At 45.3% G+C, this 21,177-nt stretch carries 19 protein-coding genes; 6 read left to right on the forward strand and 13 right to left on the reverse strand.

Features of this window, described 5'->3' with window-relative positions; all coding sequences use genetic code 11:
* Positions 1–23: 23 nt before the first annotated feature.
* Together IEY34_RS13220 and IEY34_RS13225 are read right to left on the reverse strand one after the other, a co-directional pair.
* The gene (locus IEY34_RS13220) at positions 24–1,745 is read right to left on the reverse strand and encodes a GMC family oxidoreductase (protein WP_189012234.1); all 1,722 of its coding nucleotides are present in this window, start codon (positions 1,743–1,745) and stop codon (positions 24–26) included.
* Between the two features lie 32 nt (positions 1,746–1,777).
* Positions 1,778–2,548 (reverse strand): gluconate 2-dehydrogenase subunit 3 family protein, encoded by a 771-nt coding sequence (locus tag IEY34_RS13225; protein ID WP_189012236.1) that lies wholly within the window; start codon positions 2,546–2,548, stop codon positions 1,778–1,780.
* A 155-nt stretch (positions 2,549–2,703) separates the two neighbouring features.
* Between IEY34_RS13225 and cccB the strand changes: the two genes are divergently transcribed.
* From cccB to IEY34_RS13240, 3 genes are all read left to right on the forward strand, one after another.
* On the forward strand, positions 2,704–3,066 hold the full coding sequence (gene cccB, locus IEY34_RS13230) for a cytochrome c551 (protein ID WP_189012238.1): 363 nt from the start codon (positions 2,704–2,706) through the stop codon (positions 3,064–3,066).
* Between the two features lie 374 nt (positions 3,067–3,440).
* A complete protein-coding gene (locus IEY34_RS13235; protein WP_189012239.1) occupies positions 3,441–4,028 on the forward strand; it encodes a TetR/AcrR family transcriptional regulator in 588 nt (195 codons plus the stop codon).
* Positions 4,025–5,104, forward strand: coding sequence for a DUF418 domain-containing protein (locus IEY34_RS13240; protein WP_189012240.1), 1,080 nt, complete (start codon positions 4,025–4,027; stop codon positions 5,102–5,104). Before IEY34_RS13235 ends, IEY34_RS13240 begins: the two co-directional genes overlap by 4 nt.
* Before the next feature lie 37 nt (positions 5,105–5,141).
* On the opposite strand, the gene IEY34_RS13245 is transcribed toward IEY34_RS13240, so the two are convergent.
* The gene (locus tag IEY34_RS13245; protein ID WP_189012241.1) at positions 5,142–6,047 is read right to left on the reverse strand and encodes an AraC family transcriptional regulator; all 906 of its coding nucleotides are present in this window, start codon (positions 6,045–6,047) and stop codon (positions 5,142–5,144) included.
* A 130-nt stretch (positions 6,048–6,177) separates the two neighbouring features.
* Here IEY34_RS13245 and yicI point away from each other — a divergent pair, with 130 nt between their 5' ends.
* On the forward strand, positions 6,178–8,499 hold the full coding sequence (gene yicI, locus IEY34_RS13250; protein WP_189012244.1) for an alpha-xylosidase: 2,322 nt from the start codon (positions 6,178–6,180) through the stop codon (positions 8,497–8,499).
* 21 nt (positions 8,500–8,520) lie between these two features.
* On the opposite strand, the gene IEY34_RS13255 is transcribed toward yicI, so the two are convergent.
* Positions 8,521–9,627 (reverse strand): diguanylate cyclase, encoded by a 1,107-nt coding sequence (locus tag IEY34_RS13255; RefSeq protein ID WP_189012249.1) that lies wholly within the window; start codon positions 9,625–9,627, stop codon positions 8,521–8,523.
* 921 nt (positions 9,628–10,548) lie between these two features.
* Here IEY34_RS13255 and IEY34_RS13260 point away from each other — a divergent pair.
* The gene (locus IEY34_RS13260; RefSeq protein WP_189012251.1) at positions 10,549–12,867 is read left to right on the forward strand and encodes a beta-propeller domain-containing protein; all 2,319 of its coding nucleotides are present in this window, start codon (positions 10,549–10,551) and stop codon (positions 12,865–12,867) included.
* A 122-nt stretch (positions 12,868–12,989) separates the two neighbouring features.
* On the opposite strand, the gene IEY34_RS37845 is transcribed toward IEY34_RS13260, so the two are convergent.
* The 8 genes from IEY34_RS37845 to IEY34_RS13290 form a co-directional block, all read right to left on the reverse strand.
* Positions 12,990–13,649: an acyltransferase family protein gene (locus tag IEY34_RS37845; RefSeq protein ID WP_373291243.1), complete on the reverse strand. Its 660-nt coding sequence runs from the start codon at positions 13,647–13,649 to the stop codon at positions 12,990–12,992.
* 2 nt (positions 13,650–13,651) lie between these two features.
* Positions 13,652–13,933 (reverse strand): acyltransferase family protein, encoded by a 282-nt coding sequence (locus tag IEY34_RS37850; RefSeq protein WP_189012253.1) that lies wholly within the window; start codon positions 13,931–13,933, stop codon positions 13,652–13,654.
* Positions 13,934–14,481: 548 nt separating this feature from the next.
* Complete coding sequence (locus IEY34_RS13270; RefSeq protein WP_189012255.1) at positions 14,482–14,925, reverse strand: SRPBCC family protein; 444 nt, start codon at positions 14,923–14,925, stop codon at positions 14,482–14,484.
* Positions 14,918–15,238 (reverse strand): ArsR/SmtB family transcription factor, encoded by a 321-nt coding sequence (locus tag IEY34_RS13275; RefSeq protein WP_189012257.1) that lies wholly within the window; start codon positions 15,236–15,238, stop codon positions 14,918–14,920. Before IEY34_RS13275 ends, IEY34_RS13270 begins: the two co-directional genes overlap by 8 nt.
* A gap of 111 nt (positions 15,239–15,349) precedes the next feature.
* Positions 15,350–16,309 (reverse strand): D-2-hydroxyacid dehydrogenase family protein, encoded by a 960-nt coding sequence (locus tag IEY34_RS13280; protein WP_229757635.1) that lies wholly within the window; start codon positions 16,307–16,309, stop codon positions 15,350–15,352.
* 34 nt (positions 16,310–16,343) lie between these two features.
* Positions 16,344–17,159: a nucleotidyltransferase domain-containing protein gene (locus tag IEY34_RS13285; protein WP_189012259.1), complete on the reverse strand. Its 816-nt coding sequence runs from the start codon at positions 17,157–17,159 to the stop codon at positions 16,344–16,346.
* 53 nt (positions 17,160–17,212) lie between these two features.
* Complete coding sequence (locus tag IEY34_RS37295) at positions 17,213–17,338, reverse strand: hypothetical protein (RefSeq protein ID WP_268240127.1); 126 nt, start codon at positions 17,336–17,338, stop codon at positions 17,213–17,215.
* A gap of 293 nt (positions 17,339–17,631) precedes the next feature.
* Positions 17,632–18,543: a DMT family transporter gene (locus IEY34_RS13290; RefSeq protein WP_189012261.1), complete on the reverse strand. Its 912-nt coding sequence runs from the start codon at positions 18,541–18,543 to the stop codon at positions 17,632–17,634.
* Positions 18,544–18,711: 168 nt separating this feature from the next.
* Here IEY34_RS13290 and IEY34_RS13295 point away from each other — a divergent pair, with 168 nt between their 5' ends.
* Positions 18,712–19,551, forward strand: a complete 840-nt coding sequence (locus tag IEY34_RS13295) for a TrmB family transcriptional regulator (RefSeq protein WP_189012263.1) — start codon at positions 18,712–18,714, stop codon at positions 19,549–19,551.
* Between the two features lie 468 nt (positions 19,552–20,019).
* Here IEY34_RS13295 and IEY34_RS13300 read toward each other — a convergent pair whose 3' ends face one another.
* Positions 20,020–21,042, reverse strand: a complete 1,023-nt coding sequence (locus IEY34_RS13300) for a glycoside hydrolase family protein (protein WP_189012265.1) — start codon at positions 21,040–21,042, stop codon at positions 20,020–20,022.
* Positions 21,043–21,177: the final 135 nt, after the last annotated feature.

The raw sequence follows: 21,177 nt of genomic DNA on the forward strand, positions 1-21,177 counted from the left end.
CATGTGATTCACGCTGCTGGCGACTACACAATAATTCCGCCCTGTTTCAAATACTTGGCAATACCTTCAACAGCCCGATAGGCAAGCGCACCAACCGTACCCGTAGGGTTATAGCCGCTGTTATGAGCGAAAGCTGACGCACCGACAACGAACACATTTTCAGCATCCCACATTTGCAAATAGGAATTAACTGCTGAAGTTTCAGGCTGCGCGCCCATAATCACGCCACCTGTATTGTGTGTAGATTGATACGGCACGATATTGTAAGGTCCTAGCTGATCCGACGATCCAATGGTTGTCGCCTTCATTTCCTTCATGATTTCTGCGGATTTGCCAGCCACGAACTTGATCATTTGCCGGTCCTGCTCTTCGAAATCGAAGGTGATCCTTGGTAGCGGCAACCCATAAGCATCTTTGTATGTCGGATCCAAATCCACATAATGATGCTTCCAAGGCATACTGCTGCCCTGCGGAGAAACAGCCAATACACTGTTCGCATATTTGAGGGACTGCTCCTTGAAGGCTTTCCCCCAGGACGGCGTCCCTTTGGGAACTGAGTTGGTCGCAATTGGCCGCTGCCCCGTTTGGGAAATGCGGATGCCTGCGCCATGAATGAAATTCAAGTCGCTATGGTCGAAATTATCACCATTGAAATCAGGGATTTCCATGCCCAGTGATCCAGCGCCTGCATATAAGTTGAATTCTTTATCGTCAAAGAAACCTGCTGCTGCTCCACCATTGGTCTGATAGCAATAATTTTTGCCAATCACGCCTTTGCCTGTAACCGGATCGTAAGGCTTGCCTAATTTGGAAGTCAACAAGAGTTTTATATTGTTGAATACATAGCTAGCCATGATGACCACATCAGCTGGCTGTTCGAACTGTTCACCTGTTACCGTGTTCACATAAACGACTCCGCTTGCTTTCTTGCCGTCATTCAGCACTTGAATGACATTCGAATAGGAGCGCAGCTCGAAATTCCCTGTTTTCTGCGCGACTGGCAGCACCGTGACCACAGCATCTGCCTTGGCCCCGTATTCACAGCCGAAACGCTCGCAATAACCGCAATACTGACAAGCTGCCCTGGTTACCCCATCGGGATTGGTATATTGCTCAGATAAATTCGCCGAAGGCATCATGTAAGGATGATACCCCAGTTTCTTGGTCGCCTCTTCAAACAACTTTAAGACAGGCGTTTTGGTCATCGGTTTCGTGGGAAAAGGGTTCGTACGCTTACCCACCATCGGATTCTGCTCCGCATCACCGGAGATGCCAGCCAGCTTTTCGAATTTGTCAAAATACGGCTCTAATTGATCATAGGTAATGCCCCAATCTTGAATGGTCATCCCCTCGGGTATTTTCTGCTTCCCGTATCGTTCAACCGTTTTGCTGTAAATCTCGAAATCGTACGGCAGGAAACGGTACGTTTGCCCATTCCAGTGTATACTAGCCCCGCCTAATCCCTCCCCGAGCAGGAAGGAACCATATTCGCGCATGGGCACTGCCGCGACTTTCTCAGTATTTCGAAACGTGACCGTCTCTTTGGAAAGATCCTGCATAAGATCGTAGCGCTGAGCATAACGAAGCTCGTCATGCACCATATAGTAGTCTTGAGTCCCACGCGGCTTCCCGCGTTCCAAACCCACGACTTTAACCCCTTGTTTGGACAATTCCGCGGCAATGATTCCGCCGACCCAGCCCATCCCAACAATCACTACTGGAACTTTTGGCATTTTTGTAGCCATGAGCTTCTCCCTTCCTCACTATATAGATCTTATTAATGGGCAAAATGGTCATGCAAACTGCGCGGTTCCATGGCGACGAATTGATCCTTGTCCATAATGTTCGCGTAAGCCATCTGGTTGCCAGGATATTTGCGCAATTTCCAGCCTTGCATATTCTTATTTCCTCCATAAAGAGGATCCGAATATACACCCTCTATCGTCAGACTGCGAAATAGATTAAAAAAGGTTTTTCCCGTAATGCCGTTCACGACCATGATTTCGCCTTTTTCCATAGAGGTTAGAATCGCATCCTTCTCCTCAGGGGCTAAATCCACAAACGATTTGCTGTATTTGGTCTTGCTGGTATCTTCGATACTCTGCAGCCCCATCGTGATCAGCTCATGGCGCTTAATGCTTTGATAGTCTCCCTGCGTGATTTCCCCTTTGACAAAAGGACCTGTGCGGTACTCACGGGAATTCACTCCCCAGGGACTCGCCAGCTGATGGTCGATGTAGAAGGCGACGCCCAAGTCTGTCGCTCCCGGCGCCTTATCATCCTTAGGGAAAATCCGCTCAGCAGCCGCTTCCGTAATTTGCAGTTGGCTTTGATTTAAGAACATCGGGGCTTGATTGTAGTCTGCCGCCTGCTGCGGCGCCTGTGGTGAGGCAGATGGCGAAGGCGCTGCTTGTTTGTTGCCGAATTTACCCGATAAGGCGCTTCCGACAGCACCTCCCACAACGACCCCGCCAATGGCGGTCCCGGTATATTTCAAGAAACTGCGCCGCGACGGATCTGGCGATTTCCCTTTATGATCTTCAGCCAATTGTTCTTTCCTCCTTTGGAATTTATATGTAACTTTGCGTTGTTGAGGATATGATGAGCATTGGCCTTATTTATTATTCATTCTTTGCATGAAAAATTGCGATGTCGGGAAATGTAGTATCAGAACCTGATTGATGTGAAAGGAGAATTACAAGGATGAACAAATCATTTCTATGTCTATCTCTTTTGCTTGCCGTTTCCCTATCTGCTTGTGGGAAGAGCAACACAACCAAGCCTTCCCCAACCACGGGGACTACGGGAACACCAGCAGCAACCAGCAGTGGGACCACAACAAAAGTCGATGCTCAAGCTGTCTTCAAAGCCAACTGTGTAAGTTGTCACGGCGCTAATCTGGAGGGGCTTGTTGGACCGAATTTGCAGAAGGTAGGCAGCAAGCTTTCCAAGGAACAGATCGTAGCAATTGTGACGAATGGCAAAGGCGCGATGCCTAGCTTCAAAGGAAAGCTTTCGGATGATGAAATCAGTTCCGTAGCCACTTGGCTCGCAGATAAGAAATAAGGCAGTGAACAGATCAAAGGCTTCATCTTAGGGGGATTCCTGAAGATGAGCCTTTTTATTTTGGTTTGAAATCACTCAAGATGAGCGTATAATTTTAAAGTAATAAATTTGAACAGACGGGATGATATCCTTTTGAATGATAAAATCGTAATGCCTCTATGGACACTTGGTCTTTTCATCGTCGTTATGAATACAACCATGAGGAATGTCGATGCGCGAAAGTCGCATTTTGCAAGACTATCTGCTGCATTTCCTTACTCACTGTGCGCGCGTGCTGCCTTATTTTCATATTCCTATTGCTTTATCTCACACGTTTAAGGTATAGTTTACTTACCGAACGGTAAGTAAGTAACTGAATAGAGGAGGAAATATCAATGAAACCAACTTCGACGTATGAAGATATCTTAAATACCGGGTATCGCCTATTCGCTGAACACGGCTTCGAGAAAACTAGCATGACCATGATCGCCAAGGAAGTGAAAATCTCCAAACCTGCTCTGTACTATCACTTTGTATCCAAAGAAGCCATGATCGATGTACTGTTTGATGAAATATGTAAAAGCATCGGTTTCACTAGCTTTTTCCACATTCCGAACTATACAGCGACTAATTTTAAAGAGAGATTGATCTCAGATGGCCTGAACATTATCGCACAGCAAAAAGAAGACGAAAATTACTCACGCATCATGCATCAGTATCAAGCGCTTGGCTTCAGGAACATGAAGTACTCGCAGAAATTGATCGAAGTTCTCGACGGATTTACATCGGGGTTTGCAGGGCTGCTGCAGCATGGGGCTGCGATTGGGGTGATCCATGACACCGATGTGCTTGTGAAAGCGCAATTGCTGAATATGATCATATCGAGCATCGATAATTTTATCAGCTATGGGATTGATTGTAATTATGAAGACATATGGACCAAGGCCGTCCATACGATTGTAATGAGAGTTGAGGCCACATGAGCGCGTCGGCACAACGAATCACAGCGCTTGATTTTGCTAGGGCACTGGCAATTTTCGGCATGATTATTGTGAATTATAAGCTTGCCATGGAGGCCGATAATGGCGGAGCGGCATGGTTAATCGCTGTAGCAGGACTGTTTGAGGGGAGAGCCGCAGCCCTCTTTGTCATCCTCGCAGGCATTGGCGTGTCATTAATGACATCGAAAGCATATCTTTCATGCAATAAAGACCTTATTCGTCAAAATAGGAATAGTTTGTTGAAGCGAGCCGGTTTCCTCCTACTAGCAGGTGCAGGCTTGCTTCTAATGGGTTGGAATGCCGATATTTTGCACTATTATGCGCTATTCCTGCTCGTCGCCTCTACGATGATCACCTTATCTGATAAAAAAATACTCTTGCTGTTTGTTGGGCTGTTAGTAACATCACAGTTTTTTTTGATCGTTTTTGATTATAGTCTTGGTTGGGACTCGCGTTTTCATGTTTATACCGATTTTTGGACCTTGGCAGGTTTCAGCCGCAATTTATTGCTCAATGGCTTTCATCCCTTTTTCCCCTGGTTTTGTTTTTTCCTAATTGGCATGTGGACTGGCAGAAAACATTGGCTGGGTAAGGAAAACAGAGCGAAATTGCTGATTTATGCTCTCTTGGGAACTGTTTTCTTCGAGACAGTCTCCTACCTTCTTATTAAATGGAGCTATCCCTTCCTTGATCTAGCATCTGCCAGTTATTTATTTACGACCAAACCGATGCCCCCTACGATGCTGTATCTTTTATCAGCAACTTGTCTAGCTTTAGCAGTCATCGCTATCAGTCTTTATATTGTAGACATATGCGGCAACTTCCTTGTAGTGCGAATGCTTATCAATACCGGCCAGCTATCGCTAACCCATTATGTCGGCCACATCATCGTCGGTTTAGGCTTTCTGGAGTTGATACGTTTTTTGGAAAATGGTAATCTTTCCTTCTCCATTGCCTATGGCTGCGGCTATTTCATTCTCGCTGTCCTCTTCTCCTATGTCTGGAGAAAATGGATGAAACGTGGCCCGATCGAATCGGTCATGCGACGGCTTAGTTGAATACTAAGCGGGAATGAGGATATGAATGTGCAGCCATTCAGCCACGCTCCCGCTTCTTTATGTCTTCGTTTAATCTTTTGCGATACTGAGATGGGGTACAACCAAAATGCATTTTAAATACACCAATGAAATAACTCAACGTGTTGAATCCAACATCAAACGAAATCTCTGTAATCTTCTTGTCCGTATCCTTCAGTAACAATGCCGCTCGTTTTGCTCGCAACTGATTTAAATAATCCATTGGGCTTTTACCGGTAAAACCCTTGAAATACCGACAAAAATAGGACTCGCTAAAAGAGGCAATCGCTGCAAGGTCCTCCAATCGAATCGCTGAACTGAAGTTCGCCTGCATATAGGCAATAATATCCTTTAATCGATCGATATGCGCTGGGTTAACAGGAAGCGGAAGTTCACGGAAAGATGGCCCTCCGAGCATCATAAGCTTGGAAATTATCAACGGCAGATACGCTTTCGTAGAAAGTTCGAAGAAAGGCTTTTCGTTAAGATTAACCTCAAACACTTGCCCAAGCAGTGTCAGAATCTCTCTTTCTTCCACTGTATCTTGACGAATTCGAACGGGAACAACATATTTCTGCTGGATCAGCGGGTTAATATATTTCTCACGAACGAGATCAAATCGGTCCCCTCCCAAGATATCGGCATGAAACACAATCGCAGTGAAAGAACATCCCTCATTCGTAACGATTTGACCGGAATGAAGTTGACCGCCATTCACGAATATGGCTTCCCCCGCTTCCAGTTCATAGTCTTGCATGGAAACGCGAAATAGAGCCTTTCCCTTGGTAAGCATGAGGAATTCCAATTCGTCATGCCAGTGAAGTTCAAGCAGTTCCTCCCCTGGCTGGCAGTTGATTTCATAAACTCGGATCGGATACAGCGGGTCACCGTGTATGCGGTCCTCTTTGAATTGTGCCTGCTCCATTGATGGATCTCCTTTTTCTCAAGAAATCAACGTAATGTCAAAATAATGATATTAATAAGCAATATTCCGAAAGATCTATAATTATTAAATCAATATAATGATATTACAACATTTTGAGAGGATGATGGCAATGAAATTTTCGAATGGTTATTGGATGGCCAAAGACGGATACACAGTCCTTAATCCAGTCGATGTCCGGGATGTGCATCAAGAAGCGAACAGCCTGACTGTCTACGCTGCCGCGAGATGGATTCAACGTAAAGGCGATACCTTGAATGGAGCCATGTTGACTTGTGAATTAAGCTCCCCACTTCCTGATATCATCCGCGTACGTTGGACCCATCATGCTGGTAAGCGTTCGAATGGACCCGCTTTTGGAATCGCTGACAATAAGCAAACTCCCGTTTCAATTGATGAAAGTGATGACCAAGTTTCGCTGAAATCAGGTCGTATAACCGTGAAAGTCAACAAACATCAGACGTGGGGCGCTGAGTTTTACTTCGAAGACCGTCGTTTAACCGGAACCAACAGTAAGGGTGCGGGGCATATTACAACTGCGGATAAAGCGGTTTTCTTTCGCGAGCAGCTTGAGCTGGGCATTGGCGAACATATTTACGGACTCGGAGAACGTTTCACCAATGTCGTTAAAAACGGGCAAACCGTTGATATCTGGAACGAAGATGGCGGCACAAGCAGCGAACAAGCCTACAAAAATGTGCCCTTCTATTTATCCAGTAAAGGCTATGGTGTTTTCGTCAATCATCCCGAGCATGTATCGTTTGAAGTCGGCTCTGAAGTGGTGTCCAAAGTCCAATTCAGCGTACCCGGTGAACAGATTGAGTATTTCATTATAGGCGGAAACACTTTAAAAGAGGTGCTGAGTAATTATACGAAACTCACGGGCAAACCCGCTCTGCCGCCTGCCTGGTCGTTCGGTCTGTGGTTAACGACATCCTTCACAACGGATTATGACGAAGCAACCGTGAATCGTTTTATCGACGGTATGTTTGAACGAGACATCCCGCTTCATGTCTTCCATTTCGACTGTTTTTGGATGAAAGAATACCAATGGACCAACTTTGAGTGGGATGCCGATATGTTCCCAGATCCCGTGGGCATGCTGCGTCGCCTCAAAGACAAGGGACTGAAGATTTGTGTCTGGATTAATTCCTACATAGGACAGAAATCGCCGCTTTTCCAAGAGGGCATGGATCATGGTTATTTGGTCAGAACTTTGGACGGTCATGTTTGGCAGTGGGACCTCTGGCAAGCTGGCATGGGACTGGTGGATTTCACCAATCCGGAAGCCACAGAGTGGTACAAAGGGCATTTGCGTCGCCTCATTGATATGGGCGTGGATTGCTTTAAAACCGATTTCGGCGAGCGCATCCCAACCGATGTTCAGTATCACGATGGTTCGGATCCGCTCAAAATGCACAACTATTATACATTCCTATACAATAAGGCCGTTTTCGAAGTATTGGAAGAAAAACTCGGCAAGAACGAAGCCATGCTGTTCGCCCGCTCCGCTACAGCTGGAGGACAGCAATTCCCTGTCCACTGGGGTGGCGATTGCTCGGCTAACTACGATTCGATGGCAGAATCGCTGCGCGGGGGCCTTTCCCTTGGTTTATCCGGATTCGGATTCTGGAGCCATGACATCAGTGGCTTTGAGAAAACCGCGCCGCCTGATATCTATAAGCGCTGGGTCGCTTTTGGCCTGCTATCGTCGCACAGCCGCTTGCATGGCAATGAGTCTTACCGGGTCCCTTGGTTGTTTGACGATGAAGCCGTCGATGTGCTCCGACATTTCACCAAGCTAAAAAGCAAGTTAATGCCTTATTTGTTCGCAAGTGCAATCCAATCCACAGAGTTAGGAATTCCCATGATGCGCGCGATGGTGCTTGATTTCCCGGCTGATCCGACCACACATCACCTGGATACGCAGTACATGTTAGGAGACAACCTCCTCGTCGCGCCCATCTTCAATGAGCTAGGTACTGTACAGTATTATGTGCCCGAGGGGCGCTGGACCGATTTCTTCCATGGTCATGTGGTTGAAGGAGGCAAATGGCACCAGGAAACGCATGGCTACATGACGCTTCCATTATTGGTTAAACCGAATACCCTGCTGGCTATTGGAGCCAACGACCGGAAGCCAGATTACAATTATGCGGAGGATGTGTCGCTTCATTTGTTTGAATTGGCGGATGGAGCCGCCGTGGAAACAACAATTTATGACATGCAAGCAAACAAGCAATTGACGGTGAAAGCTTCGCGCAGGCTTAATCTTATTGATATCTCGGTTAAAGGGAGCAATCAACCATACACGATCGTGCTTAGAGGCATCCATCAAATCTCTGCGCTAGAAGGCGCATCTTGGACGAATTCAGATAATGGTATCGTGCTTGCTCCTGAGCCGGCTGCTTCTGTGATTTCGGTAAATTTATAAAATCTTTGGTGATATGGATAATTAGATCCCACCCAGAACCTCTTGGTTCGAGATCACCTTATTCCTGCCATTCATTTTGGCTTTGTACAGTGCCTTATCTGCTTGTTCAATAAGTTCCTCCTTCGTATCTGGATACGTAGCAGCACCTATTGAAACCGTAATCTTGATGGTCTGACCATCATTAAGAACAAACGCATGTTTACTTATCGCACTTCGTACCCGATCTCCTACGACAAGTGCATGTTTATGAGGCAAATCGTAAAGTAAAATCGAGAATTCCTCTCCTCCATTTCGTGAGACAATATCAAAGGAGCGAGAGGCATCCTTTAATAATTTCCCAAATTGTTTTAGCACGACATCTCCATTGGAATGTCCATACGTATCATTAATCTTCTTAAAATGGTCGATATCTATCATCAGCAAGGACAAAGATTCATTTTTCTCTATGGCTTTCTGCAATGAAACATTGAATACTTCATCAAATGTTCGATGGTTGTTCAACTCTGTCAGGAAATCAAACGTTGCGGCCTTTTCCATCCTTTGAAAATGGGATTTCGCTTTGACCAGGAAAGCCGTCAAGTAGCCGGCTATTAACCCTCCAACCGTCAACATAATCACATAGATGAAAGCAGGTAAGACCCCTTTTGTCCCAAGATTTATGAAAAATACAATAGCTGTAGAGACATTACAAACAACGAGCGCGTAAATCCATTTCTTCCAAAATGTCAAGTTAAATCGACTAATAACGCCAACAGCCAGGGATAAAAAAATAGTATTTGAAGCTGCTATAACGGAAGTATGGCTTACTACGCCAAAAGCGAACAAACGCATAAAAAAGATCATGAGCCCCGTTAGAATGGAAGCATATATGCCACCAAAAAGCGCTGAAATAATAACAGCAATCTGCCTAAAGTCCAAAATGGTTCCATCAAACTCAACAGTAAAGACCATCAATACGATCCCAAGTATGCCCGCCGAGAACCCGATAAGAACTTTGGTGCTTATGGATGCCGTGGAATCCAAAATCTTATTCTTAAATATGACTTGGCTGGTTAGAAACAAATAAGCTGTAACGATTGCAAAATTCGCAATCAAATCTCTGGATATACCGATTAGTGTATTATTCATTCTAGCACCCCCTAGTTACTAATAACTTAACACGAATATGTCAAGAATTTATTAGGTTCCGGGCAGCGTCACCGATTCGTGTGTCGGACCTGCGCCAGATGACGCCGGGACATTTCCCGGGAAATCTGCCCGCATCAGACAAATCATCGAGTTAAAAGTAGTGGCCTGCGAGCCTTCGCTCCTGCTCAATCTCGCATGCTGCACTAAGTTGCGTAAGAAAAATGGCTTCGCCGCCCTGAGAGATCAGCCTCTTAGTAGCGTCAAAACCTGTTAAGGGAACTAGAAGACGCTATATAGGCAAATAGCAGGGATGCTAGGGTATTAGCGGAACTACAGGGTCTTATTTCCACGAAAAACGCTCAATTTGCCTTGAAACAGCAAAATAGCGGACTGTAGTTCCCCCACCCCCGCGATATGGATACTTTTGGCTAGAATAGCGGACTGTAGTTCCCTCTGTTCGCACAAGGCGGCTGGAGTAACTCCGAGCTCACTCCAAAACATATAAACTTTTATATTGCCAAAAAGCCGACGTCGGATGGCTCCGAATAGCGGCTTCTTGGTGTTATTGGCAATTTGGTTCACCCAAAAAAGGACTGTGAATAGATCCTCTCACCTTTAATTAACAATATCAACAAGCTGCCCTTCCGAAGCTGCTGCTAAATCATCTCATCCCAATCATACTCCTGAAGCTTATAAGGAATACGGAGAGAATCTAGCATTCGGCATGCATTCGTCTTGTTTGACGTTGCGACTCCTCTTTCATTTGAATACAACTATCTTAACATCACAGTCAGCTTCTCAAAAGGTACAAAACATTTGATAATCAATTATCCGATTGCTGAAACATATTCCCCTGTGAAACCGTTAAGTAGATATAGAAAAATTTGCCATACAATTTAAAAGATGAAGGGATGAAAACATTTGAAGAAGAAAGTATGGACCATCGGTCTCCTGCTTAGCGCAATGATCTTAACTTCCACGTTTGCTCCAGTTGCCTCGAAAGCCGCTCAAGAACCCGTTGTCCTATTGGAAGGGCAGCCGATTGTTTTCTCCCAGCAGCCGATGAAGATCGATGGCATTCTGATGGCATCGGTTCGGGATCTAGCCAAAATTGCGGGGATGGATGTTACATGGAACGCAACTGATCAGATGGCAATCGTTTCTCAGAACGAGTACGAGCTCAAGCTGCCTATGAATTCAGACGTTGCCTATGTGAACGGTAAAGCAAACACCATTTACGGCAGTACACAAATGGTAAATGGTGCGATGTACGTTCCACTGCGATTTTTTATGGAAAGCACCAATTATGTGGTTCGCTGGGATACTGCCACCAACTCTGTGAATATCACGAAGCAAACGGACAGTTTGCCTGTTGTCGGCACCTATGACCACTTGCTCACTCTGCTATCGCAGAATCAAAGCATAGGGAATGTCAGGGTTATTTCCCAGGGTAAAACCGTTGTAACCGAAACGTCCACTGAAGCCTTATCTCCAATTAGTGTTGATTCATCTAGTGCTAAGAAGGAATCGACCACAGCAGTTGTTCCCGAGTATTCCAGCACGAATGTTCAAGTGCAAGGCGTGGATGAATCCGATGTTGTCAAAACAGACGGAAGCTATATCTATACGGTTAACAGACAACGCATTGTCGTTACTCAGGCTTATCCTGCCGATCAGATGAAAGTGCTGAGCATTCTCGATTTCCCCAAAAATCAAGGCGCGCAGTTCCAACCTAGTGAAATCTACGTGGATGACAAGCATCTTATCGTGATCGGCAACTCTCTCAACTACGATACATCAGTTCCTTATAACGGCCCAACTGGCCTCACAGAAAAGCGACTAATCATGCCGATGAAGTCCCAAGGCAACGCTAAAGTTATGGTTTACGATCTCACGGATCGCAGCAATCTGAAGCTTGTGAAAGAAGCTGAGCTTGAAGGAAACTACGTCTCCTCCCGCAAAATCGGGTCGTCACTGTACTTTATCTCCAATAAGTTTGTGAATTACAATCGATATCAGAAATTAAAGAAGCATGATGATGATGCTTTAACAGACCTTGCTCCGGCCTACCGAGATTCAGTCTCAGGCGATGCTTTTACAAAGATTCCATTAGATCAAGTCTATTACCTGCCAAAAGCCATAGAGCCTAACTATGTGCTCATCGGGAGCATTAATCTTAATGAGTTGCAACAGACCATGAACGTCACTTCTTATCTCGGTTCTGGACAAAATGTGTACGCCTCCGAAGAAAACTTAACTATCGCCGTTACGAATTATGAACAGCAATCGTTCCAACCGGAAACGATTATTTATCAATTCGGGCTAAAAGCAGGGAAAGCATCGTTCACGAATACCGGCAAAGTGCCAGGCCGTTTACTCAATCAATTTTCCATGGATGAACATAATGGGCATTTCCGAATCGCGACGACAACTGGCGAAATGGGGCGGACAGATGAAGGAACATCGATGAACCATGTTTTCATCCTTGACGCGAACCTGAAAGTGACAGGTAAGATTGAAAATATAGCGCCTGGGGAAAGAATCTATGCTGCGCGTTTCATGGGTGACCGGGCTTACATGGTTACTTTCAGAAACACGGATCCCCTTTTTGTTATGGATTTGAAGGATCCTGCTGCACCGAAATTACTAGGTGCGTTAAAAATCCCCGGCTATAGCGATTACTTGCATCCGTATGATGAAAACCATGTAATTGGCTTCGGCAAAGATACGATCGAGGTTGACCTCAAGAATTCGCAAGAACCGCAGTCTATCGCCTATTATCAAGGTATGAAAATGGCGCTTTTCGATATCACCGATGTGAATCATCCTAAGGAGAAATTTAAGGAACTGATTGGCGACCGAGGAACGGATTCGGAGCTGCTGCACAATCATAGAGCTTTACTCTTTTCCAAGGAAAAGAATTTACTCTCGTTTCCTGTCAATGTGATGAAATTTGATGCTTCCAGTAACACTAAATCGGTAAGCTCGTATGGTACTTTTGCTTTTCAAGGTGCTTACGTATACAGACTTGATTTGGACAAAGGCTTCCAGCTCCGCGGCAGTATCACCCATCTCAGCGAGGATGATCTGAAAAAAGCGGGGCAATATGTTCAGGCTGGCGATAAACAGGTACGGCGCGTGCTATACATCGGGGATACCCTGTACACCATCTCGAACGATTTGATCAAAGCGAATGATCTCGCCACGCTGCAGGAGAAGAACACGGTGCTCATTCCGTAACGGAACTGCTTGAATAGCGGCTTGACGATTCCGTAACTCTGCGTGCGGCGGGTCTCCCAGCACCAACTCACAGTTCAAGAAGCCACTTGAGATTGTACTCAAATGGCTTTTTGTGCAACTGATTATGACTTAATTTGATCTAGCTTCATCTTCTTACTTTTTGTTAGAACTCTGCCGAGCCATATGGATGGCTTCTCGATGAAAAAGTACATCATAGAAGCAATAAATAGAGAGACTAGCAGCGAACCACTCAGGAGGATACCGATTGGTAGACCCCGGCCATATAATGTTTGGACCACTGTAAGAATTATCACCACATGTACTAGGTACAAACTATAGGAGATTTTACCTAGAAATATCACGAAAAAATGTCTCATCATACGGGACAATCGTGCGGAGTTTAAAGTGAAAATTATCAAAATGACAGCCCCTAAAGTAATAAACCAAGAATCTATAACTGTTCTATAGAAGGGGGGAATGTTCTGAAATAAGAGTGCTTTTATTACAAATGAAGGGTGTACAAATAAATAAGTAGCTATTCCAAATGCGAATACTGAAATTTTCACTTTAACGCTAAGTGAATTGAATTTATGAGAGATATAACTTCTATATTTCGCTAACAACGCACCTATAATGAACAAAGCTGTGTAATTAAGTGATGCCACATATTCTGTCCCCGTACTTGCAGGCTTGAATATAATAAATAATACGATTGCCAGTAGACTTACCAAAGCGCTGAAAGCTAATGCCTTTTTCCAATCTAATTTCGCTATTATTATCATAATTAATGGGAAATAATGGATATTCTCATTTCATGAACAAGCGACCATATAACAGGATTTAGATTACTAAGAAAATCAAAATAAGGAAGCGCCAAAACAAATCCACTTAAAACAAAAAACATAACCACCGACTCCCCACCAGAAATAAATAAACGGAGGGGACTGTATTCGAATATTACTTTAAAAAGTTTGTTGATTGGAATTACTTGATACAAATGAAAAAACACAACACAGAGCGCTGCCAAACCACGCAGGGAATCTAACTCTTCATATCGCTTGTTCACCTTGAGTGCCCTCGAATATTTTTATTAAAAACAAGTTAGTTCTTAATAAAGAATATAAAAAATTATGGAAGATAATAAAAGAGTTAATTCATTATTACCATTTTTTATTACAAGTGTAAGATAAATTTCATATCACAAATATCTTCTTAGACTTGTCTTAGGGTAATGAGAAGGCAATTTCCATCATCCTTTCTATCTCGTTATTATAGCGATAATGGAAATTCCTCATAAGTGAAATGTCTGCGAACGTTTGGACCTCTGAATGGAGAAAATCGGCTTCGCTGCCCTGAGAAATCAACTTCTTCAAAGCGACAAAACCTATGAAAGGGAACTCCAGTTCGCTATTTAGGCAAAAAGCAGGGATTCGCAGTCTTAGCGGAACTACAGGGTCTTATTTTCACGAAAAACGCTGAAATTCCCATGAAACAGCAAAATAGCGTACTGTAGTTCCCTCAACCCCGTGATAATTACACTTTTTTCCAGAATAGCGTACTATAGTTCCCTCCCCCCGCACAAGGCAGCTGGGGTAACTTCTCGATGTTCTTAAACTAAAAGGCTGCCAGAGTTTTGCCTGTTTCAAGCAGGCTCTTTAAATTGCTTAGAATGACTGGCCAGCCATTATTAAACCCTTCTATCTTGCCTTCATCTTTGCGAATATCCTTGTCTAATAATTCCTCGTGTCGGAGCGATAGTTTCACAGTAGCGTCCATGGGTGTTAATTCATAAGTAACCGTAGACATTCGCTCTACTTCAACGTCCTTAACGCTCCAGGAAATGGTTAGTAATCGATACGGCTCATAGACAAGAACTTCACCATAATGTTCAACTTTATCTTTATTCATCAATTTAAAGCTAGATCCAACTTGCCAATCCGAGACGATTTCACGACCGAAAAAATACTGTTTGGTGAATTCACTGCTAGTTAGGGCTGCCCAAAGCTTCTCAGGTGTAGTTGCAATGTAAGTCGTATACGCGAATGAAGTTTTATTCATGATTAGTATCCTCCTCCAAGGCTTGCTTTAGTGTGTTTAGTGCTTCGATCCGGTGACGCTCAAACTTGCCGATCCAGCGCTCATAAATTTCAGCGATAGGTACCGGGTTAAGATAATGCAGCTTTTCACGACCTTGCCAAACGATAGTCACTAAATTTGCCTCTTCCAGCAGCAAAAGGTGCTTCGTAACAGCTTGACGACTCATCGTCATTTGTTTACAAAGTTCTCCTAAGGATTGTCCGTTATTCGCGAACAATTGGTCGAGCAATTCTCTGCGTGTGCCATCAGCAAGTGCTTTAAAGAGTTTATCCATGCCTCAATTATATGCAATAATTTGGTTGCATGTAAATCATGAAAAAACCTGCAGCATAGGCCACAGGCACTAGGTCATCGTAAACCTTAGAAAAGCTCATCTTTCAACAAATCAAGAAAGCGTTCGAACCGGAGATCCGGATAGATAGGCTTCAATATTTTCAACTACATCTGTATAAAAAGCTTCATAATTCGCTTCCGATACATAGCCAATATGCGGCGTAGTAAGAAGATTCGGAAGCGACCGGTAGATATCGTCCTTAGGCAGCGGTTCCACCTCGAATACATCTACCGCGGCGCCAGCGATCCAGCCGTTCTGCAAAGCCTCGGCAAGTGCAGCTTGATCCACGATTGGAGCGCGGGACGTATTGATCAGGTATGCCGAAGGACGCATACGTTTGAGCTCTGCGGCGCCAATCAACCCTCTTGTCCGGTCGCTTAATACAAGATGAATGGACACAAAGTCGCTGCTCTCCAGAAGTTCTTCCTTGGAAGCGGCTAATCGCACGCCAACTTCGTCCGCACGCTCTTTCGTTAAATTTTGGCTCCATGCTGTGACGTCCATGCCGAACGCTTGTCCGAATTTGGCGATCTTGCTGCCCAGTTTGCCGAGTCCAAGTAAGCCAAGCTTCTTCCCATACAAATCCGTTCCAATGGTACTTTGCCACTGACCGCTGCGGATCGCGTTATGCTCCTGCACAATGTTGCGGGCGAGCCCCAACACCAAAGCCCACGTGAGCTCGGCGGTTGCGTTGCCTGCGCCGCCCGTGCCGCAAACGATTACGCCTTGCGAAGCGGTTGCGGTCATGTCGATCGACGCATTGCGCATGCCTGTCGTAATTAACAGCTTCAAGCGGGGAAGCTGAGCAAGAAGCGCTGCACGGAAAGGAGTCCGTTCACGCATAATCACGACAATCTCACAGTCGGCAATCTGTTCAACCAGTTCACTCGGTTGATCGATATGCCGATCAATACTCTTGACCTCCACCTTGTCCGAAATCCGGGACCAATCCGCGGCAGTCAACGCCACTTGCTGATAGTCGTCTAAAATGGCACAGCGAAGTTTCATCATCCATTTGCCTCCTTCATAATATCCCTAATTTTCCCTAGCGGTCACTGAGGGGAGGTTCACCTTCCAACCAATTCCATTCGTTGTTCACGATAAAGCGGCTGACAGATTCAATCGGTGAAATTCCCCAATCATGGAAGGAACGAACGCACTCAACGAAAGTGCTGATTGTTTCTTTGTTTGGCCTAGCAAGCATCTCATTCTGCAATTGCACATAGGATTTTGGTTTTTCAGGTACCCTCTCCAACGTACTCATCATTGATTTATGGCAGGGAAAGAGTGTTCTATTATAAGCAAGAATCAATCGTCCTGCAAATAACGCAACTTGACTAACCGCTTGCGATAATAAGTATGCGTTATTCAAGGCTAACGCTCGATCAGCGAAATATCCTCCGTACAACTCCACTTGAGCAAAGAAGTCCTTGAAGTTACTCTCCCGCCGATCTTCCGGATACACCGATATACGACTAACAAGTTCGTCCAAGTTTGGTATTCGAGAAAAGGCGACGATCGCTCCTTCAAAAGAGGCGCGTGTCGGCTCACTCCCCTTTTCTGCCGCTGCCTGCAGGAAATCAGAATTAATAATTTTCCCGTCATAATAACCCCCCTTGTAATCGCAACCATCTTCTGCATAATAAAACAAATGATCCCGCTGTTTCCGGTCCTGGAATATCTCATCTTTTACAACCAGATAACAGTCAATATCTGAATCCTCCCGTGCTAATCCTTTAGCCACAGAGCCCGTAATAATCACAGCCAAGTAATCGGAATCCTGTTGCAAACGATTCACTAGGTAGATGATTGCTTTCTTGTGATGTCCTCTGATTCCACTTTTCTCAATTTGCTCAGTCATTAAGAATCACATCCCCCATCTCACTATATACTCATTTTACCATATAAAGGAACCTAGACTACATAAAACTCCGTTGGAGCAAAAGATACCGCGTTCAACAGAGCTTTCGTATAGTCCGACTTGGGGTCGGACAGAACCGCGCCCGTCTCGCCCATCTCTCGAATAACGCCATCTTTCATCACCTCTTTGCGATTGATAACGAGTGTTAATTCAATGTCACTGTGTCTGTTGTGTGAAGGTAATAATTGGGATGGCGCCCCTTACGAACTCAATACCCTTTATTCGGCCAAAAAAGCGCATTTTGAAAATCTAACGATTTCCAGATGCGCTATTTCATGCAAACGATCACTTTTCCGCTTAAATTTTGCTCGATAACGCCAATCCAGTTCATTAAATCGCCAAACAAGCCATTTTCTCATCAATTAGCATCGTACAGTTCGTTAGATGCCCTTTGAGTCTGAAAACCGCCGTCTCACCTGTCCCTCACACTCAGAATAACCCCAACAATAATAATCAATCCACCGATCAAATCAAATATATGTAAGACTTCATGTAAGAATACGGTTGACAATAACACGCCAAAGAGAGGGACAAGGTTCATCAACGCCATAGCAGTACCCGAGCTGAGCTTCCTCAGTCCATAATTATAAAGCATAAAAGCGGTTACCGAGCAGAATACTCCCAGATAAAGCAGCATCCAGAGGGACTCTGTGCTAGGCACCTGCCATCTTGACCGTTCAATTAGCGCAAGCGGAATGAATGCAAGTGTCCCTGCGATCGTCTGATAGAACGAAACGGTTACCATTGAATAATTTTTGACAACTTTACGTGTGGTAAAATTATAAGCTGCGAACACAACGCCCGCCAGAATTAGAATGAGGTTGCCCTTCAGCTGATCTGAACTCCCCCCTAAACTGCCGCCCGAAATCTGATACACGCCGACTACGGCCATGACAATCCCGAGCCCCTTCAGCCAGGAAATTTTCACGCGATAAAAAATGAATTCAAGCAGCGCTGTTATGGCAGGGTAAGAAGCGACAATCAGCGCAGCGCTCGATGCCGTTGTCTGCTCAAGCCCGATATTCTCCAACGCAAAATAAAGCGTCGTTCCCAGTATTCCGCTCAAGGCCATCAATCCCAGATCTTTAGGTGCAGGCCTTAAAAATTCTTTTCTAGACAGCATAATTGCTCCTAAAATGATTGATGCAATTACAAAGCGAGCCGCCCCCAATGTAAGAGGAGGAAAGGAATTGTAGGCAATCTTAGTCCCAACAAACGAGGTGCTCCATAGCAAAATAGCGATAATGACGGCGATTAGATAAAGACTGCTGCTTGTTTGCGCCTTTGTTAATCGTACCTTTTGGATCTCTTTCGATGCATCCATGCTTTACCTCCAAGTAATTCTTAGGATCTTCCTATAGTAGCTACTTTTGTAGCCACTACAATCATGGTACACTATTGGCACTATCTCCTGTCAAGTGTAATAATGGAGTAGATCGGATATAGTGAAAGAAACGGCCTTATCTACGATATGGAGGTAGGAAATTACTAAATGAAAATAGAAATCATTAAGATGTTGCAGGATTTGAATTTTACCGAATATGAAGCCAAAGCGTACCTTGCGCTCCTAGATAAATCTCCTTTATCGGGGTATGCGATTTCTTTGAACTCGGGTGTCCCTCGTTCCAAAATCTATGAAGTGCTAAGCGGAATGGTGGAGCGCGGCGAAGTTATGGTCAGTCACGAAGATCCTTCGTTATACACGCCACTGCCGCCGCAAGAGCTGATGCGGCTGAAGAAAAGCAAAATCGATTCCTCATTCGAAGCAGCTGAGACAGCGCTAGCCCACTACTCATATGTCTCCTTAAATCGGGAAAACATTTGGAATATCACCGGGTTTGATGCCATTCTAAGCCGGGCAGCGGAAGCGATTAATCGGGCGACTGGTCGTATCTTGCTTGAAATCTGGACAGAAGAAGCCAAGCTGTTGGAGCCGGAACTGCGCAGGGCTGCGGAACGAGGCGTCGAAATTCTGATCGTCGTTTATGGAGAACTGCAGTTCGATTTTGCGCAAGTGTACCCGCACGATTCGAGTGAAGAGATTACACGGGAATACGGCGGCCGTTGGATTGTGGCGAGCATAGATGACCGCGAAGTGGTTGCGGGTATCGTTTCTCTTGGAACGGACAGCCGCGCCGCTTGGACCATGCACCCAGGTCTCGTCATGCCGATCACGGAGGTCATTATCCATGACCTCTACATCTATGAGATTATGCACGTGCACCGTGAAACGCTGGAACAAACATTCGGTCCCAACCTAATCGAACTGCGCAAAAGGTATAACTTCGGTCCGGCTGGCTATAGCATGGCGGTGAAGCTCGGCTTTACTTAGAAGCGTCAAAAACCAGCAGTCTCAGGGGCTGCTGGTTTCTTCCGTGCGATAATGGGTGCTTGTAATATTCCGTCATTCAGATTTTGCGGCATTTGCTCCGCAATTCATCGCGCTGCCTCTATCCCTCTGCCTCAATCGGCTTAATCCAACCGTAGTCTTCTCGCACTATGTGCCGGGTCGCCTAACGAACTCAATAACCTTTATTTGATCAAAATAGATCATTTTCAAATTCTAATGAATCCCCGAGACGTTATTTCATGTAAATGATCACCATTCCGCCAATAAACGACTCGATAACGCCAATTCAGTTCATTAGATTTCTAAACACGCCATTTTTTCGTCTATAAGCATCATACAGTTCATAAATACAGTTCATAAAAGATTCCGCTTGCCCATAGCCTGTTGAAGAAAACAGCAGTTGACGCCAAAAATAAAGACTGCCAGGAAAAATCCCAGCAGCCCCAATAACTAATCACCAATCGGTATAACCATGTTCCATGTGTTCCGGCCTCCGAAGTTGCCTTCCCCATCAGCCGTAGCGGCGAACAAATGAGTCGGTCTGCCCTCTTGAAAAAGCAGAAAAGGCCTTTCAAAATTGCCCATCTGTTTGGTCGTGCCATCGCTCCAGGTAATAAGTCTCGAATAAGCCTTAGGATGAGCGGCAATGTGCCAGCTCAAACCGTCGGAGGAATAGGCTTGAATACCGCCATGCCGTTCACCCCCGACGTTCCCCTTCATATCTTTGGCGATCATCGCGTAGCCGTTCTCTGTCTGCCAGATGAACGGATCTTCCAGATGTACATCAGCCGGAGGAAACAACGGCTCCTCGCTTATCACGCGATATGGCCCCCTGTAAAGATCCGCCCGTGCCGCCCCAAGCGCCATATCACTATATGTATGGCCTTTGTAAGCTCTGGATTTGTAAATCAGCAGCACGGAACCGTCTTCATGCACGCATGGAGCCGGATTCGACGTTAGATAGCTGTCAAATTTGCCAGGGCGAACGCCTAGGATTGGAGAATCAAGTCTCTCCCAAGGGCCTTCAACATGATCCGCAATAGCCAGCCCGATCCGTTTGTTTGCTCTGGCAACGATGCAGCGCGGATCATCCAGCCCATACGCTTCGCCTGGCAAGACGTCAGGAAATGGATACGTTGTCCCCATATAGTAGAGAAGATACTTATCGCCGTGCTTTACAATATGGGGGTTATGCGTGCTGCGGCCATCCCAATACTCGGCTCCTCTTGCCGGAAGAACGACTTCCGCAAATTCATACGGCCCTTCCGGCGCAGCGGCAACGGCCCGCACGACCTCTGAATGGACGAGCCATCCAGGATGCATGGGAAGATGTTTGGGCCAACGCGAGGCAAACATGTGGAATTGTCCGTCCTCCCCTTGCACAACCGAACCGCACCAGACCCAGTAGTCTGTCATCTGGAATCCGCCATTTCGGGGAGCTGGCAGCAATTTTCCGTATAAGTTTTTGGTCATCCTCAACGTCACTCCATTCTAGTAGGAAAAGGTCATGTTCTTCTTTCATTATAGAAGTACTCCCCCCATCTTACTATTCAGAGAATCATTGAATTTAAGTACAGAATCAGTTTTTATCACTTGCATCCTACCAAT

The organism is Paenibacillus marchantiophytorum (assembly GCF_014640555.1).
In the GTDB taxonomy this organism is placed as follows: domain Bacteria; phylum Bacillota; class Bacilli; order Paenibacillales; family NBRC-103111; genus Paenibacillus_E; species Paenibacillus_E marchantiophytorum.

What these genes read in the sequence shown, in the direction of transcription:
- cccB (WP_189012238.1), top strand. Translation starts at nt 2,704, where the DNA reads ATGAACAAATCATTTCTATGTCTATCTCTTTTGCTTGCCGTTTCCCTA.
- IEY34_RS13295 (WP_189012263.1), top strand. Translation starts at nt 18,712, where the DNA reads ATGAAAATAGAAATCATTAAGATGTTGCAGGATTTGAATTTTACCGAA.
- IEY34_RS37295 (WP_268240127.1), bottom strand. Translation starts at nt 17,338, where the DNA reads ATGAAAGATGGCGTTATTCGAGAGATGGGCGAGACGGGCGCGGTTCTG.
- IEY34_RS13300 (WP_189012265.1), bottom strand. Translation starts at nt 21,042, where the DNA reads ATGACCAAAAACTTATACGGAAAATTGCTGCCAGCTCCCCGAAATGGC.
- IEY34_RS13235 (WP_189012239.1), top strand. Translation starts at nt 3,441, where the DNA reads ATGAAACCAACTTCGACGTATGAAGATATCTTAAATACCGGGTATCGC.
- IEY34_RS13285 (WP_189012259.1), bottom strand. Translation starts at nt 17,159, where the DNA reads ATGACTGAGCAAATTGAGAAAAGTGGAATCAGAGGACATCACAAGAAA.
- IEY34_RS13255 (WP_189012249.1), bottom strand. Translation starts at nt 9,627, where the DNA reads ATGAATAATACACTAATCGGTATATCCAGAGATTTGATTGCGAATTTT.
- IEY34_RS13220 (WP_189012234.1), bottom strand. Translation starts at nt 1,745, where the DNA reads ATGGCTACAAAAATGCCAAAAGTTCCAGTAGTGATTGTTGGGATGGGC.
- IEY34_RS13270 (WP_189012255.1), bottom strand. Translation starts at nt 14,925, where the DNA reads ATGAATAAAACTTCATTCGCGTATACGACTTACATTGCAACTACACCT.
- IEY34_RS13245 (WP_189012241.1), bottom strand. Translation starts at nt 6,047, where the DNA reads ATGGAGCAGGCACAATTCAAAGAGGACCGCATACACGGTGACCCGCTG.
- IEY34_RS37845 (WP_373291243.1), bottom strand. Translation starts at nt 13,649, where the DNA reads ATGATAATAATAGCGAAATTAGATTGGAAAAAGGCATTAGCTTTCAGC.
- IEY34_RS13275 (WP_189012257.1), bottom strand. Translation starts at nt 15,238, where the DNA reads ATGGATAAACTCTTTAAAGCACTTGCTGATGGCACACGCAGAGAATTG.
- IEY34_RS13240 (WP_189012240.1), top strand. Translation starts at nt 4,025, where the DNA reads ATGAGCGCGTCGGCACAACGAATCACAGCGCTTGATTTTGCTAGGGCA.
- IEY34_RS13290 (WP_189012261.1), bottom strand. Translation starts at nt 18,543, where the DNA reads ATGGATGCATCGAAAGAGATCCAAAAGGTACGATTAACAAAGGCGCAA.
- yicI (WP_189012244.1), top strand. Translation starts at nt 6,178, where the DNA reads ATGAAATTTTCGAATGGTTATTGGATGGCCAAAGACGGATACACAGTC.
- IEY34_RS13280 (WP_229757635.1), bottom strand. Translation starts at nt 16,309, where the DNA reads ATGATGAAACTTCGCTGTGCCATTTTAGACGACTATCAGCAAGTGGCG.